This window comes from Stenotrophomonas sp. 704A1 (assembly GCF_030549525.1).
Lineage (GTDB): Bacteria > Pseudomonadota > Gammaproteobacteria > Xanthomonadales > Xanthomonadaceae > Stenotrophomonas > Stenotrophomonas tuberculopleuritidis.
Genome location: NZ_CP130831.1, coordinates 1,987,489 through 2,001,912, shown reverse-complemented (window position 1 = coordinate 2,001,912; position 14,424 = coordinate 1,987,489). Strand labels below are relative to the sequence as shown.

The 14,424-nt window shown below is 69.2% G+C and carries 12 protein-coding genes; 7 read left to right on the top strand and 5 right to left on the bottom strand.

Annotated features, from left to right (window positions below; all coding sequences use genetic code 11):
• Positions 1 to 70: 70 nt before the first annotated feature.
• Together tgt and queA are read right to left on the bottom strand one after the other, a co-directional pair.
• Positions 71 to 1,201, bottom strand: coding sequence for a tRNA guanosine(34) transglycosylase Tgt (tgt, locus tag Q5Z10_RS09610; protein WP_303638858.1), 1,131 nt, complete (start codon positions 1,199 to 1,201; stop codon positions 71 to 73).
• A 136-nt stretch (positions 1,202 to 1,337) separates the two neighbouring features.
• The gene (gene queA, locus Q5Z10_RS09605) at positions 1,338 to 2,405 is read right to left on the bottom strand and encodes a tRNA preQ1(34) S-adenosylmethionine ribosyltransferase-isomerase QueA (protein ID WP_303638857.1); all 1,068 of its coding nucleotides are present in this window, start codon (positions 2,403 to 2,405) and stop codon (positions 1,338 to 1,340) included.
• 209 nt (positions 2,406 to 2,614) lie between these two features.
• Between queA and Q5Z10_RS09600 the strand changes: the two genes are divergently transcribed.
• Entirely contained in the window at positions 2,615 to 4,111 is a 1,497-nt protein-coding gene (locus Q5Z10_RS09600; protein WP_303638856.1) for an aminotransferase class III-fold pyridoxal phosphate-dependent enzyme, read from the top strand.
• Positions 4,112 to 4,309: 198 nt separating this feature from the next.
• A complete protein-coding gene (locus Q5Z10_RS09595; RefSeq protein ID WP_303638855.1) occupies positions 4,310 to 4,903 on the top strand; it encodes an LOG family protein in 594 nt (197 codons plus the stop codon).
• A 19-nt stretch (positions 4,904 to 4,922) separates the two neighbouring features.
• Here the strand turns inward: Q5Z10_RS09595 and Q5Z10_RS09590 are convergent, their stop codons facing one another.
• Complete coding sequence (locus Q5Z10_RS09590) at positions 4,923 to 7,769, bottom strand: bifunctional diguanylate cyclase/phosphodiesterase (protein WP_303638854.1); 2,847 nt, start codon at positions 7,767 to 7,769, stop codon at positions 4,923 to 4,925.
• Between the two features lie 248 nt (positions 7,770 to 8,017).
• On the opposite strand from Q5Z10_RS09590, the gene Q5Z10_RS09585 reads away from it, so the two are divergent.
• From Q5Z10_RS09585 to Q5Z10_RS09565, 5 genes are all read left to right on the top strand, one after another.
• Positions 8,018 to 8,536, top strand: coding sequence for an RNA polymerase sigma factor (locus Q5Z10_RS09585; protein WP_303639161.1), 519 nt, complete (start codon positions 8,018 to 8,020; stop codon positions 8,534 to 8,536).
• Entirely contained in the window at positions 8,533 to 9,528 is a 996-nt protein-coding gene (locus Q5Z10_RS09580; protein ID WP_303638853.1) for a hypothetical protein, read from the top strand. Before Q5Z10_RS09585 ends, Q5Z10_RS09580 begins: the two co-directional genes overlap by 4 nt.
• 34 nt (positions 9,529 to 9,562) lie before the next feature.
• Positions 9,563 to 10,159 (top strand): IMPACT family protein, encoded by a 597-nt coding sequence (locus Q5Z10_RS09575; RefSeq protein WP_303638852.1) that lies wholly within the window; start codon positions 9,563 to 9,565, stop codon positions 10,157 to 10,159.
• Positions 10,152 to 11,930 carry an ABC transporter transmembrane domain-containing protein gene (locus tag Q5Z10_RS09570; protein WP_303638851.1) on the top strand — a complete coding sequence of 593 codons (1,779 nt, stop codon included), beginning with the start codon at positions 10,152 to 10,154 and terminating at the stop codon, positions 11,928 to 11,930. The genes Q5Z10_RS09575 and Q5Z10_RS09570 overlap by 8 nt, the downstream gene beginning before the upstream one ends.
• Positions 11,931 to 11,995: 65 nt before the next feature.
• The gene (locus Q5Z10_RS09565) at positions 11,996 to 12,190 is read left to right on the top strand and encodes a hypothetical protein (RefSeq protein ID WP_303638850.1); all 195 of its coding nucleotides are present in this window, start codon (positions 11,996 to 11,998) and stop codon (positions 12,188 to 12,190) included.
• A gap of 185 nt (positions 12,191 to 12,375) precedes the next feature.
• Here the strand turns inward: Q5Z10_RS09565 and Q5Z10_RS09560 are convergent, their stop codons facing one another.
• Positions 12,376 to 13,500 (bottom strand): prephenate dehydrogenase, encoded by a 1,125-nt coding sequence (locus Q5Z10_RS09560; protein WP_303638849.1) that lies wholly within the window; start codon positions 13,498 to 13,500, stop codon positions 12,376 to 12,378.
• Positions 13,497 to 14,405, bottom strand: a complete 909-nt coding sequence (gene pdxY / locus Q5Z10_RS09555; protein WP_303638848.1) for a pyridoxal kinase — start codon at positions 14,403 to 14,405, stop codon at positions 13,497 to 13,499. Before pdxY ends, Q5Z10_RS09560 begins: the two co-directional genes overlap by 4 nt.
• Between the last annotated feature and the right edge of the window lie 19 nt (positions 14,406 to 14,424).

The window sequence follows — 14,424 nt, the reverse complement described above, 5'->3', positions numbered from 1 at the left end:
GGGTCAGCCTTGAAGTATGCCACGGCCCCGGACGTTCGTCCTTGGGCCGTTCGGCAGGGGTACCACGGGGTTACAGCGGGGGCGCAACCGCCCCACGGGCCGCATAGAAGGACTCGCGGAAGGCCAGGAAGGTTCCCGCCTCGATGGCTGCGCGGATGTCGGCCATCAGTTTCTCGTAATAGAACAGGTTGTGCAGGGTGCCCAGCATCGGCGCCAGCATCTCGTTGCAGCGGTCCAGGTGGCGCAGGTAGGAACGGGTGTAGCCGCCGGTGCAGGCCACGCAGCCGCAGCCGGGTTCGATCGGGTCCATGTCCCGTGCGTACTGGGAATTACGGATGCGGACGGTGCCGAACGAGGTGAAATAGTGGCCGTTGCGGGCGTTCCGGGTCGGCATCACGCAGTCGAACATGTCCACGCCGCGGGCCACGCCTTCCACCAGGTCTTCCGGCCGGCCCACGCCCATCAGGTAACGCGGACGGTCGCTGGGCAGCTCCGGGTCGAGGTGGTCGAGCATCGCGTTGCGCTCGTCTTCCGGCTCGCCCACGGCCAGGCCGCCGATGGCATAGCCGTCGAAGCCGATGGCCTGCAGGGCGTCGGCCGAGCGGCTGCGCAGGTCGGTATGCACCCCGCCCTGGACGATGCCGAACAGGGCCGCGTCGTTGCCCAGCTCGTCATGGGCATTGCGGCTGCGCTGGGCCCAGCGCAGGCTCAGCTCCATCGACCGGCGAGCCACGTCCTCGGTGGCAGGGTACGGGGTGCACTCGTCGAAGATCATCACCACGTCCGAATCGAGCACCTTCTGGATCTTCATACTCTCTTCCGGGCCCAGGAACACGCGGGCACCGTCGGTGGGCGAGGCGAAGGTCACGCCCTGCTCGGTGATCTTGCGGCGGTGGGCCAGCGAGAACACCTGGAAACCGCCGGAGTCGGTCAGGATCGGGCCATCCCAGCGGCAGAAGCCGTGCAGGCCGCCGTGGTCGGCGATGATGTCCAGGCCCGGGCGCAGGTACAGGTGGAAGGTGTTGCCGAGGATGATCTCGGCGCCCAGTGCGCGCACCTGGTCCGGCAGAATGCCCTTGACCGAGCCATAGGTTCCCACCGGCATGAAGGCCGGCGTTTCCACCGTGCCACGCGGGAAGGTCAGGCGGCCACGGCGGGCACGGCCGTCGCGGGTCTGGAGCTGGAACTGCAGTCGGGACATGGAGCGGTCATTCAGGCAAATAGTCGCCTATTGTCTCCCAAAACCGCCTTCCCTGCTCCGGTAGCCCGGGCCATGCCCGGCGGATGACCCGCAACTGCGCCCCGCCGGGCATGGCCCGGCGCTACCCACCCCAGCCCTACCCCGCCTGCGGGAACAGCAGCATCGCATCGCCGTAGCTGAAGAACCGGTAGCGCTGCGCGATCGCGTGCTGGTAGGCCTCGAACACGCGGTCCTTGCCGGCAAAGGCCGAGATCATCATCAGCAGCGTGCTTTCCGGCAGATGGAAGTTGGTCACCATCGCATCCACGCTGCGGATGCGGTAGCCGGGGGTGATGAAGATCTGGGTCTCGCCGGCGAACGGCAGCAGCTCGCCATCGCGCATCGCGCTCTCCAGCGCGCGCACCACGGTGGTGCCGACGCCGATCACCCGGCCGCCGGCCTCACGGGTGCGCCGCACCTGCTGGACCAGTTCGGCGCCCACGTTCAGCCACTCGCGGTGCATCACGTGGTCCTTCAGGTCATCGGCACGCACCGGCTGGAAGGTCCCTGCGCCCACATGCAGGGTAACGTGGCCGAATTCCACCCCCCTGTCCTTCAGCGCGGCCAGCAGCGGCTCGTCGAAATGCAGGCCGGCGGTCGGTGCGGCCACCGCGCCCACTTCGCGGGCGAACACGGTCTGGTAGCGCTCGCGGTCGTCCACGCCCGGCTCGCGCTGGATGTAGGGCGGCAGCGGCAACCGGCCAGCGTGCAGCAGCCACTGCTCCAGCGATTCCGGCACATGGAACTGCAGCACATAGAACTCGCCATCGCGGCCCAGCACTTCCGCCTCGCCGCCCGCATCCAGGGCAATCCGGCTGCCGGCCTTGGGCGATTTGCTCGCCCCCACCTGGGCCCGCGCCTGCTGGCCACCGAGCAGGCGCTCGATCAGGATCTCCACGCGACCGCCGCTGGCCTTCTGCCCGAACAGGCGCGCCGGGATCACCCGGGTGTCGTTGAACACCAGCAGGTCGCCGGGCTGCAGCAGCGCCGGCAGGTCGCGCACCTGCTGATCGGTGAAGGCGGCCGGCGCCGGCGGCACCAGCATCAGGCGACTGGCCGAACGCTCGGCCAACGGTGCCTGCGCGATCAGTTCGGCCGGCAGGTCGTAATGGAAATCGGACTTCTTCAAGGCAGTGGGCGGCAACAGGTCGACAATGGCGCGCATTGTACGTGCAGCGTCCGCGAGCCGGCGTGCTTCGTGGCGAACGTCGCGCAAAATGCTGCTATGCAGCAGTCTTTTGCGGGGTTATCGCGCAAAAAAACAAGTGCTAGCATCGGGCTGGAAGTCCGCTGCACGAGCCCGCCCCAGCGCGCGTGAAGACGCGCGTTTTGCTTTTGAAAGCCCGTGCGACCCATTGTTTCAGGAGATCTGCAATGAGCTTCATCGAACGCCTCGCCCCCCTCCGCGCCCAGCCCGGCACCCGCCTCACCACCGGCCTGGACGATGCCACCCTGACCGCCCTGTCCGCCAACCACCCGCAGCTGATCGCCGCGGTGGACGCTGCCGCTGCCGAGTTCGCGCGCGTGCAGGCCGAGCTGGGGCCGCTGCTGGCACAGGATGAGCAGGCGCAGATCGATGCGATGCAGGATGGCTTCGTCAATTTCTACGCCGACGATGCGGTGACCCCGTACGTGGCGCTGGCCGCGCGCGGCCCCTGGGTGGTCACCCTGAAGGGCGCGGTGCTGTACGACGCCGGCGGCTACGGCATGCTCGGCTTCGGCCACACCCCGGATGCCGTGCTGGAGGCGATGGCGCGGCCGCAGGTGATGGCCAACATCATGACGCCCAGCCTGTCCCAGCACCGCTTCATCGCGGCGCTGCGCGCCGAGATCGGCCACCGTCGCGGCGGCTGCCCGTTCACCCGTTTCATGTGCCTGAACTCCGGTTCCGAAGCGGTGGGACTGGCCGCGCGCATTGCCGACGTCAACGCCAAGCTGCAGACCGACCCGGGCGCCCGCCACGCCGGGGCGGCGATCAAGCGCGTGGTGGTCAAGGGCAGCTTCCATGGCCGTACCGATCGCCCGGCGCTGTATTCCGATTCCAGCCGCAAGACCTATCTGCAGCACCTGGCCAGTTACCGCGGCGAAGACTCGGTGATCACCGTGGCGCCGTACGACGAGGCCGGCCTGCGCAAGGTGTTCGAGGACGCGGCACGCAACCAGTGGTTCATCGAGGCGGTGTTCCTGGAACCGGTGATGGGCGAAGGCGATCCGGGCCGCTCGGTGCCGCCGGCCTTCTATGCGCTGGCCCGCGAGCTGACCCGCGGTCACGGCAGCCTGCTGCTGCTCGATTCGATCCAGGCGGGCCTGCGCGCCCACGGTGTCCTGTCGGTGGTCGATTACCCCGGCTTCGAGGGCCTGGACCCGCCGGACATGGAAACCTATTCCAAGGCGCTGAACGCCGCGCAGTACCCACTGTCCGTGCTGGCGGTGACCGACCATGCCGCGCAGCTGTACCGCAAGGGCATCTACGGCAACACCATGACCAGCAACCCGCGGGCCCTGGACGTGGCCTGCGCCACCCTGGCCCAGCTGACCCCGCAGGTGCGCGCCAACATCGCTGAACGCGGCGCCGAAGCGGTGCGCAAGCTGGAGCAGCTGCGTGCCGATCTGGGCGGCCTGATCACCAAGGTGCAGGGCACCGGCCTGCTGTTCTCCTGCGAGCTGGCCCCGCAGTTCAAGTGCTACGGCGCCAATTCCACCGAAGAGTGGCTGCGCCAGCACGGCATCAATGTGATCCACGGCGGCGAGAACTCACTGCGCTTCACCCCGCACTTCGGCATGGACAGTGAAGAGCTGGACCTGCTGGTGGGCATGGTCGGCCGCGCCCTGCGCGAAGGCCCGCGCCGCGAGCAGGCGGCTGCGGCGTAAGCCTGGCCTGGTGTTTGGAGAGTCGAGCCATGCTCGACTCAGCCTTTGCCGCGATGTGAACGAAGAGCAGCCGAGCATGGCTCGGCTCTACTGCGGGCAACGGCAAGGGCTCATAATCGCGCGTACACCCTGCCCTGCGACCGGCTCCCCGGTTGCCGGCGGGGCGTTTTCGTTTCCGGAAATGAGACAGGAAGATCCATGAAGTCGATCTGTGTTTACTGTGGCTCCAATGCCGGCAGCAAGCCGGCCTACACCGAGCGCGCGATCGCGCTGGGCGACCGCATTGCCCGCGACGGCATGCGCCTGGTGTACGGCGGCGGCAACGTCGGCCTTATGGGCACCGTGGCCAATGCGGTGCTGGCCGCCGGCGGCGAGGTGACCGGCGTGATCCCGCGCCAGCTGGCCGATTGGGAAGTGGCCCACCGCGGCCTGACCGAACTGGAGATCGTGGGCTCGATGCATGAACGCAAGTCGCGCATGTTCGACCTGTCCGACGGCTTCGTCGCCCTGCCCGGCGGCTTCGGCACCATGGAAGAGATCTTCGAGATGCTCACCTGGCGCCAGCTCGGCATCGGCAACAAGCCCTGCGCCTTCCTCGACGTGGACGGCTTCTACGCGCCGCTGATCGGCATGATCGATCGCATGGTCGAGGAACGGTTCCTGCACCCGGAGCAGCGCCAGGACCTGTGGTATGGCTCGGACATCGAGGACATGCTGGCGTGGATGCAGGCCTACCAGCCGGCCCAGGCATCGAAGTGGATCGACGAGAAGCGCCGCGCCGCCCTGCGTTGAGCCGCCGCTGCGTGGCGGCTCAGGCCGCCGCGCGCGTCCACGGTGCCGGCCGCCCCAGCAGGTACCCCTGGCCGTAGTCGCAGCCCAGTTCGAACAAGGTGTCGCGCTGCGCCTCGGTTTCGATGCCTTCGCCGATGGTTTCGATGCCCAGCGTACGCGCCAGCGACAGCACGCCTTCCACCAGCGCACGCGTGCTCTGCGCTTCCGGCCCGTGCAGGCCGGCGATGAAACTCTGATCGATCTTCAGGGTACTGATCGGGAACCGGTGCAGATAGGAGAGCGCGGAGAAACCCGTGCCGAAATCATCCAGCTGCACCTGGATGCCGCGCTCGCGCAGGCCCTTCAGGATACGCAGCGTATGCGGGCCGTCGTCGAGCAGCGCCACCTCGGTGATCTCCAGCCGCAGCCGCCGCGGGTCCGCCGCGCATGCTTCCAGCAGGCCGAACAGGCGCGCACTGAATCCGGCCGAGCGGAAATGCCGGGGCGACACGTTGACCGACACATAGCCGCGTCCGCCGTCGGCGAGCCCGGCGATGACCTGCTCGTAGATCAGCCAGTCCACCTGTTCGATCAGGCCGCTTTCCTCGCCCAGCTCGAGGAACGCCCCCGGCAGCAGCAGCCCGCGGCGCTCGTGCTTCCAGCGCAGCAGCGCCTCGTGACCGACCACCTCGCCATCGGACAGGCGCACGATCGGCTGGTAGAACGGCACGAAATCGCGGTTGTTGATCGCCCTGCGCAGGTCCGCTTCCAGGTCCAGGCTGCGCATCGCCTGTTCGCGCATGTCCTCGTCGAAGATCGAACAGCGATCATGGCCCTGGGCCTTGGCCCGGTACATCGCCGCGTCGGCGTCGCGCAGCAGTTCCTCGCCGGTCCGGTAGCGCGGATTCCACAGCGCGATGCCCAGGCTGCCCGAGGGGAACAGCTCACGGCCGGCGATCCACATCGATTCCTGCAGGGCCAGCAGCAGCCGCTGGCCGAAATCCAGCGCCTGCGCCAGGCCCTGGGGGCACTGCAGCAGCACGGCGAATTCGTCACCGCCCAGCCGCGCCACCACATCCTCGGCGCCGGTCATGGACACGATCCGCTTGGCCACTTCCACCAGCATGCGGTCACCGGCCGCATGCCCGATGCTGTCGTTGACCAGCTTGAAACGGTCCAGATCCAGGAACAGCACGGCGAACACCGGCCCGCCCTCGCGCCGGGCCAATGCCAGCGCGTCCTGCAGCCGGTCGAGCAGGTGCAGCCGGTTGGGCAGTCCGGTCAGCGCATCGTGCATCGCCTGATGGGTCAGGCGCTGCTCGGCGCGCAGACGCTCGCCGATCTGGCCCAGCAGCTTGTCATTCACCTCGGCCAGCTCGCGGGTGCGCTCCTCCACCCGCTTTTCCAGTTCGGCATGCGCCGACCGCAACCGTTGCTGGTCGCGCTGGCGGGCCAGCCCGGTGCCGATGTTCTGCGCCACGAAGGTGAGCAGGCGCTGGTCGTGCACGCTGAAGGCGATCTGCTCGCTGTAGCTCTGCACCACGATCGCGCCGACCACTTCATCGTCGCGCAGCAGTGGCACGCCCAGCCAGCATTGCGAGCGTGCCCCGGATTCGCGCACCTCGCCGGTTTCCAGCAGCGCATCGATCTGCGCCCGCGATGCCAGCAGCGGGCGCCGATGGCGTACCACGTATTCGGTCAGCCCGCGGCTGAACGCGCGCGGTGCACGGCTCGCGTTGTGCTCGTCGACCGAGTAGACGAAATCCAGGCCGTCGCCCGCGGCGTTGACCAGCGCGATGTAGAAGTTGCGCGCATCCAGCAGCCGCCCGACCACCCCGTGCACCTGGCCATAGAACTGCGCCAGGCTATCGGCCGACATCGCCATCTCGGCAATGTTGTACAGCGCGGTCTGCAGCTGTTCGGCGCGGCGTCGCTCGGCCACTTCGTCCTGCAGGCTGCGGTTGGCGCGCTGCAGTTCCAGCGTGCGTCGTTCCACCTGCTGCTCCAGCCGCACCTGCGCCTGGCGCCGGTCCATCGCGGTCTGCACATGCTGGGCCACGAAGCCCAGCAGCGCACGCTCGGCCTCGTGGTAGCGCGCGCCGTGTTCATAGCTCTGCACCACGATCGCGCCGCACACGCGTCCGTCGCGCAGCATCGGCACGCCCAGCCAGTCCAGGCTTTCCGGGCCGCGCTGCGGATCGTGCTCCTGCTCGACCTGGGCCAGCAGCTCGCGCGAGGGGCCACTCAACGGACGGCCGTGCCGCAGCAGGGCGACCGTCAGGCTGTGCGGCATCTCGTCGACGTCGAAGCTGTGCGTCGGGTCGGCGACGAAATCGTCCACCTGGTCGGCGAAGTACAGGAAGCGGATCTGCCCGCGTACCTCGTCATACTCGACGATGTAGCAGTTTTCCGCGTACATCAGCGTGCCGAGCACGCCGTGCACATGGCGCAGCATCTCGCCCATCTCCAGGTCGGCACCGGCCAGGTCGGCGATCTGGAACAACGCCTGCTGCAAGCGCTCGGCCTGCTCCAGCGCCTTGATCTGCCCGGCCTGGCGGCCACGCTGCAGGGCCAGCTCCATGGCCTGCCGGGACACCCCCCACCACGCCGGCGAGGGTGCCGCCCCGCGCACCGACAACAGCAGGCGGGCGCGATCGTACTCCCAGCCATGGCAGCCTTCGGCCTGCTCGGCCAGCGACTGCCAGACGTCCTCCCCGCTGCTGTCGGCCGGCCAGCCTCCCTGCCCGCTGCCCAGCTGCGGATCGTCCCAGCCCACGCGCACGACGGCCGTTTCCGGCAGCAATGCATGCAGCGCACGAACCAGCGCCGTGCTCAGCACGGGCTCGTGAGGTGACACTTCCAGCGCGCGGTCGGCTTGGGTGGACAAAATGACGATCTCTTGGCGCCGTCTGAGCGTCGCCTCCCCTGAATAACCGAGCATAGCGCGCCACCCGGGGGGCAATGGAAGCCCGCCAACCCCGAAACGTGCCTCCGGACGTTTTTCCTGTCGATCCTCTCCCGTTCCGAGCCGTGAACCACGCCCGTGCCCTCGCCCGCCACGTCTATGCGCCATCGCCGGCAGGGCTTACCCTGTGCGCCGTGGATGCCGACGCCCTGCCAACCGACGAAGCCTTGATGCTGGCCTGGGCCGGCGGCGATCTGCCGGCATTCGAAAGCCTGTATGCGCGGCATCGCAAGCGCCTGTTCGGCTTCCTGCTGCGGCAGCTGCGCGACACCGCGCTGGCCGAGGAGATCTTCCAGGATGTGTGGCAGCGCGTGATCAGTGCGCGGGCCGGCTGGCAACCCGAGGCCGCGTTCAGCACCTGGCTGTTCCGCATCGCCCACAACCGCCTGAACGACCACTGGCGCGCCGCCCGTCATCGCCCGGCCGCACCGGCCGACGCCGACCTGCGCCTGGCTGCGCTGGAGGATGGACAGACCCCCGAAGCGGAACTGTCTGAATTCGAGCAGCGTCGCCGCATCCAGCGGGCGATGGAAGAACTGCCCGCCGAGCAGCGTGAAGTGCTGCAGCTGCGGCTGGAACAGGAACTGAGCCTGGAGGAGATCGGCCAGATCACCGGCGTTGGCCGGGAAACCGTGAAATCGCGGCTGCGCTATGCGATGGACAAGCTGCGTGCGGGATTGAACGCATGAACAGAGACGATCCGTTGACGCCGGAAGAACGCGAGCTGGCGCGCCTGCTCGGCCGTCGGGCCGAACAGGGCCCGCCACCGGCGCTGGACGCCGCCATCCTCGCCGCGGCACGCGCCGCGGTGGACGCACCGGTGCAGCAGGCACCCGCGCCCGCCGCCGCAGCGCGCGCGCGGCGCCCACGCCCGCGCTGGCCCGCCGTGTTCGGCATCGCCGCTTCGATGGTGTTCGCCATCGGCATTGCCTGGCAGATGCGGCCGGAGCCGCCACCGATCCCGGCCGAGGCGCAGATCGCCTCGGCCCCGACGCCCGACGACCGGCCCGCCGATGCGGCCAGCGGCTACGCCGCTGAGAACAGCAGCGCAGCCACCCTCGACGCCGCCGAGCCGCCTCCACCGCCATCGGCAACGGCCGCCAGACCGCGTGCCGCCACGGCCGAGCCGGCGCCCGCCGCCGCAGCCGCATCGGCAAAGGCGGAACCTGCCACGCCACCGAAGCCGGCACCGGTCATGGCGCCGCCTCCGGCACCGATGGCCGATTCCGCCTTCGCGGCGCCTGCAGCGCCACCGCCGCCGGTCGCACCGCCGCAGGCCCCCGCCGCCGCGCTTGAAGCCTATTCGACGCCCGCGCCACTGGCCGCGCCATCGGCTGCAATGAAGGCTCGCCGCGCGGCCACGCCGACGAGCGACGTCGCCGATGCCGGCCAGGACGGCACCGAAGAACGCGGTGACGCCCGTGCTGCGCGGCAGGCAGCGACCGCCAGGACCGCCCCCGGCGTGATGCGCCGCGCCAGCGATGCAGGGCTGAGCGCCGCTGCGGTGCAGGCCGAAGTGCAGGCCGATGCACAACTGCCGCGCCGGCAATGGCTGCAGAAGATCCGCGAACGCCGCGATGGTGGCGACCTCGACCTGGCGCGTGCGAGCCTGGAACGCTACCTGCAGCAGTACCCGGAATCGCGCCTGCCGAAGGACCTGCGGCCGCTGCTGGACGACTGAGGCACATCGGCGGCAAGCCCGTAGAATGAGCGGGATGCCCGATACCCTCGCCCAACCGGTCAGCCACACGCTGGAGATCAAGCACAGCCGCTTCATCGCGCATGCTGCGCCGATCGACGGCGGCGCTGCGGCCCTTGCGTTCCTGCAGCAGGTGTCGGTTGCCGACGCCACCCACAACTGCTGGGCCTACCGTCACGGCCAGGAGTACCGTTCCAGCGATGATGGCGAACCGGCAGGCACTGCCGGGCGCCCGATCCTGGCCGCCCTCGACGGCCAGGGCTTCGACCGGGTGATGGTGGTGGTCACCCGCTGGTTCGGTGGCATCAAGCTCGGCGCCGGCGGTCTCGTACGCGCGTATGGCGGTGCCGCCGCCGAGTGCCTGCGCACCGCGCCGCGCGTGCCGCTGGTCGCCATGGCGCGGCTGCAGCTGCTGGCCGGGTTCGAGGATCTGGGCACGCTGCATGCCGCCCTGCCGGTGCATGCCGCCGAGAAGCGCGATGAACAGTTCGATGCCAACGGGGTACGATTGCGGGTTGAATTGCCTGTGGATCAGGTCGACGCATTGAAAATCCGCCTGCGCGACGCCACTCGTGATCGTATCCGCACACAAGATGACGACCAGGATGACTGACAAGGACGCACCGGCCGCCGATCCGGCCTCCCCGCCGCTGCGCCGCCTCGGCAGCCTGCGCACACTGTGGCCGTTCGTGCGCCGCCATGGCGGGTTGTTCAGCGCGTGGCTGCTGGCCCTGGCCGTCTCATCGGCAGCCACCCTCAGCCTGCCGCCCGCCGTGAAGCAGATGATCGACCACGGTTTCAGCAGCGGGGGCCAGATCAACCGCGCCTTCGCACTGCTGATGCTGGTGGCGGTGGTGCTGGCACTGGCGACCGCGGCACGCTTCTATTTCGTTTCGCTGCTGGGCGAGAAGGTCGTGGCGGACCTGCGCAGCCGCCTGTACGCACACCTGATCCAGCTGGGTGCGGGTTTCCATGATCGCAGCCGCAGTGGCGAGCTGGTATCGCGGCTCACCGCCGACAGCGAACTGCTGCGCAGCGTGGTCGGCTCGACCATGTCGGTGGCGCTGCGCAGCAGTGTCACCGTGGTGGGCAGTCTGGCCATGCTGTTCGTTACCAGCCCGCGGCTGGCCGCCTGGTCGCTGCTCGGCATTCCGCTGGCGGTGCTGCCCATCATCATCGGCGCGCGCAAGCTGCGAACCGTCGCGCGCAGCAGCCAGGACCGCATCGCCGATGCCAACAGCCTGGCCAGCGAAACCCTGGGCGCGGTGCGCACGGTGCAGGCGCATGCACGCGAACCTTATGAACGCGGACGTTTCGACCATGCCCTGGGCGATGCCATCCGCGCCGCACGCCGCCGCATCGGCGCGCAGTCGCTGGTCACCGCCAGCGCGATCCTGCTGGTGTTCGGCGCCATCGTCGGCGTGCTGTGGCTGGGCGCGCACGATGTCATCGATGGTCGCATGAGTGCCGGCACGCTGGGCCAGTTCGTGCTGTACGCGCTGATCGGCGGTGGTTCGGTCGGTGCGCTGGCCGAGGTCTGGAACGAGCTGCAACGCGCGGCCGGCGGCATGGGCCGCATCGGCGAACTGCTGCAGGAAGACATCGAGATCCGCGCGCCGGCGCAGCCGCATGCATTGCCGCAACCGCTGCGCGGCGAGATCCGGTTCGACGACGTGGTGTTCCACTACCCGCAGCGACCGGACCAGGCCGCGCTGGATCGGTTCAGCCTGCACGTGCGCCCCGGCGAGACCGTGGCCCTGGTCGGGCCGTCGGGCGCCGGCAAGAGCACGGTGCTGTCGATGCTGCTGCGCTTCCATGACCCCGCCGGTGGCCGCATCTGCGTGGACGGCATCGACGTGCGCGACGTCGACCCGGCCGAGCTGCGCGCCCAGCTGGCGCTGGTGCCACAGCAGCCCACGCTGTTCGCCGCCAGTGCGCGCGACAACATCCGCTACGGCCGCCTGCAGGCCAGCGATGCCGAGGTGGAGGCCGCCGCCCGCGCTGCTGAGGCGGACACCTTCCTGCGTGCGTTGCCGCAGGGCTACGACAGCGAGCTGGGCGAGCGCGGCGCGCGCCTGTCCGGTGGCCAGCAGCAACGCGTGGCGATTGCCCGCGCACTGCTGAAGGACGCGCCGATCCTGCTACTGGACGAAGCCACCAGCGCCCTCGATGCGCAGAGCGAGCACAGCGTCCAGCAGGCACTGGAACGGTTGATGGCCGGCCGCACCACGGTGGTCATCGCCCACCGTCTGGCGACCGTGCTCAAGGCCGACCGCATCGTGGTGATGGACCACGGCCGCATCGTCGCCGAGGGCACGCATGCTGAACTGCTGGCTGAAGGCGGTCTGTACGCGGAACTGGCCCGCCTGCAGTTCATCGATTGATGACGGCCGGCTAACACCGGCCGGCCCAGTCTTGTGGGCACGCACATGGTGGAAGGAGGTAGACGATGTCGTTCCGTCAGTTCCCCGCCCTCGACAGCAATGGCGAGAGCCACATCATCATTGAATTCAAGCCCGAGGCCAGTGGCAGCGGCCACGGCTCGGAAACCACGCCGCGCTACGAGCTCGACGACGGCCGCCAGCTGGTGCGCATCGGCCGCGAGTTCACCACCAGCGGCGGTGAGGTACGGCTGACGATCTAGCCCGTGGCACAGGCGCCCCGGTTCACCGCTGCGCCCGCCGGGCCTCGCCCGGCGCCGCGCACACAGGCTGGTCAATTTTTGACCAACCATCTTGACAGCCTTTTCCGGCAAGGCCTGCGAGCGGTTATCCACATGTTTGCGCAGCAGCCATCCACACCGCCTGTGGATGAACCGGGTGGCCGAGCCTAGAGCAGCACGCGCCCGATGCCCGAGGCATCCACCTCCGCGGCGGCGGCTGCGATCGAGGCCGCTGCGCTGCCGGCGACGAACCCGATGCGGAAGTGCACTTCCCCGCCGGGTGTGCGCGAGGAGTGGATGGAAGCCAGGCTGATGCCGTGCTGCTCGAACACGTTGAGCAGTTCGCGCAGCGAACCCGGCCGGTCTTCGGGCAGGTGCACCGAAAGTGCGTTGCGCTCGGTCAGATCGGCCAGCAGATACCCCACCCGCTCGAACGTGTAGTTGCCCGCTTCCAGTGCCGGGCCGCCGAATGCGTCGCGGTTGGCGCCCAGCAACTGCTCGCGGAACGCGCTGCGCGCCGCATCATCGCCCTGCCCGACCTGGGCCTGCAGCCGCTGCAGCTGGCCGACCAGGCGTTCCAGCATCGGCGCCACGTGCGGATTGCCGAACTGGATGTCTTCGTAGATCGCCGGATTCAGCGACAGGATGCGCGAGATGATGGCGGTGTCCAGCTCGAACGAGGCCGAGCGGTACGGCATCATCGCGGCCAGCGTACCCAGCTGTGGCTGGTACTCGCGCAGCACGCCGGCCTGGGCCAGGTGGGTGGCATGCACCATCGCCTGCACCAGTGCCATCATCTGGTCGTGGTGCTGCGGGGTGGCACGCACGCATTCGGCCTGCAGGGCGGCGCACAGCGCGTCTACCCAGGGCTGCCAGTGCTGCAGGCGTGCCTCGCACACCACCATCACCCGCCCCTTCAACGTGGGCGCCTTGGGCGGCGCGGTCATCGGGTGCAGGCCGACCACCTCGGCCTGCGAGGCCAGCATTGCCTGTACCGGCGCATCCTTCACCGAGGTCACATCCAGCCACAGGCGGCCGCGCTCGCGGCCGGCGGATTGACGCACGTACTCGCCGATCAGCGCTGGCGTATGCCGGATCGGCGCCGAGAACACCAGCACGTCGGCCTCGTCCAGCAGCTGCTGCGGCGTGTGCGAACCGGCATCGGCCGGATCGTGGCCGATCACCCGCAGTTGCAGGTGGTCCTGGAAGAACCGGGTCAGCCAGCGCCCATAGGCGCCGGCACTGCCGACGATGCCGATCGTGCGCGGCGCGCGTTCGCTGCGATCGCTCATGCGAGCCGTTCGGCGCCGAAGCGCGTACCTTCGGCCAGCGCCGCCGGCGCCGCAGCAATCACGTCGAATTCCTCGAAGCCATTGTCCAGGGTCGCTTCCAGTGCCGCGTGGGTACCGGCGATCGCACGCGAGATGGCCTGCTGCATCGGTTCGCCGCGCAGCAGGAACGACACCACCAGCGACATCAGCACGTCGCCGGTTCCGGCCACGTCCACCGGCAGCAGTGGCGACGTCCAGCGCCAGGTTTCCTCGCGGCCCACGGCCAGGGTCACCAGTTCTCCCGGATTGCCGCCCACGCTGTGCGCGATCACCCAGTGCGGGCCACGCTGCAGCAGCGTGCGCGCGGCAGCGATGGCATCAGCCTCGGCCAGCGCGGGCATGCCGGTCAGGCGGTTCAGTTCGAAAGCGTTCGGCGTCACCAGCCAGGCATGCGGCAGCAGGCGCTCGGCGAAGATCGCCTCCAGTCCGGGTTCCACATAGGGGCCGGTGTGGGTGTCACCGATGACCGGGTCCAGGCAGTAGCGCAGTTGCGGGCAGGCCGGCAGGATCCGCTCCAGCCAGTCGGCGAAGGCCGCGCCGTTGGCGGTGCTGCCGAAGTAGCCGGACACCAGCATTTCCGCCCGCTGCGGCAGGCCGCGCTCGTGGGTGCCGAGCAGCAGATCGGCGAACCAGTCGGCGGGCAGCACGCGGCCGCGGGTGGTGTCATAGAACGGCGCGTTGCTCAGCAGCACGGTCGGGATCTCCGCCACGCGCACGCCGAGTGCGCGCATCGGCGGTATGGCGGCGCTGTTGCCGGCGTGGCCGTAGACGAGTTGCGACTGGACCGAGATGACATCGATCGGCGATGGGCCGTCGGGCCGCTGGCGGCGGCCATGGACCAGGTGGTTGTCGAGGGATTCGCTCATGCCCGCATTCTACGCCCGG

Bases quoted from the DNA above. Each gene is read 5' to 3' on its own strand.
- tgt (WP_303638858.1), bottom strand. From the start codon at position 1,201: ATGTCCCGACTGCAGTTCCAGCTCCAGACCCGCGACGGCCGTGCCCGC.
- queA (WP_303638857.1), bottom strand. From the start codon at position 2,405: ATGCGCGCCATTGTCGACCTGTTGCCGCCCACTGCCTTGAAGAAGTCC.
- Q5Z10_RS09600 (WP_303638856.1), top strand. From the start codon at position 2,615: ATGAGCTTCATCGAACGCCTCGCCCCCCTCCGCGCCCAGCCCGGCACC.
- Q5Z10_RS09595 (WP_303638855.1), top strand. From the start codon at position 4,310: ATGAAGTCGATCTGTGTTTACTGTGGCTCCAATGCCGGCAGCAAGCCG.
- Q5Z10_RS09585 (WP_303639161.1), top strand. From the start codon at position 8,018: ATGCTGGCCTGGGCCGGCGGCGATCTGCCGGCATTCGAAAGCCTGTAT.
- Q5Z10_RS09580 (WP_303638853.1), top strand. From the start codon at position 8,533: ATGAACAGAGACGATCCGTTGACGCCGGAAGAACGCGAGCTGGCGCGC.
- Q5Z10_RS09575 (WP_303638852.1), top strand. From the start codon at position 9,563: ATGCCCGATACCCTCGCCCAACCGGTCAGCCACACGCTGGAGATCAAG.
- Q5Z10_RS09570 (WP_303638851.1), top strand. From the start codon at position 10,152: ATGACTGACAAGGACGCACCGGCCGCCGATCCGGCCTCCCCGCCGCTG.
- Q5Z10_RS09565 (WP_303638850.1), top strand. From the start codon at position 11,996: ATGTCGTTCCGTCAGTTCCCCGCCCTCGACAGCAATGGCGAGAGCCAC.
- Q5Z10_RS09560 (WP_303638849.1), bottom strand. From the start codon at position 13,500: ATGAGCGATCGCAGCGAACGCGCGCCGCGCACGATCGGCATCGTCGGC.
- pdxY (WP_303638848.1), bottom strand. From the start codon at position 14,405: ATGAGCGAATCCCTCGACAACCACCTGGTCCATGGCCGCCGCCAGCGG.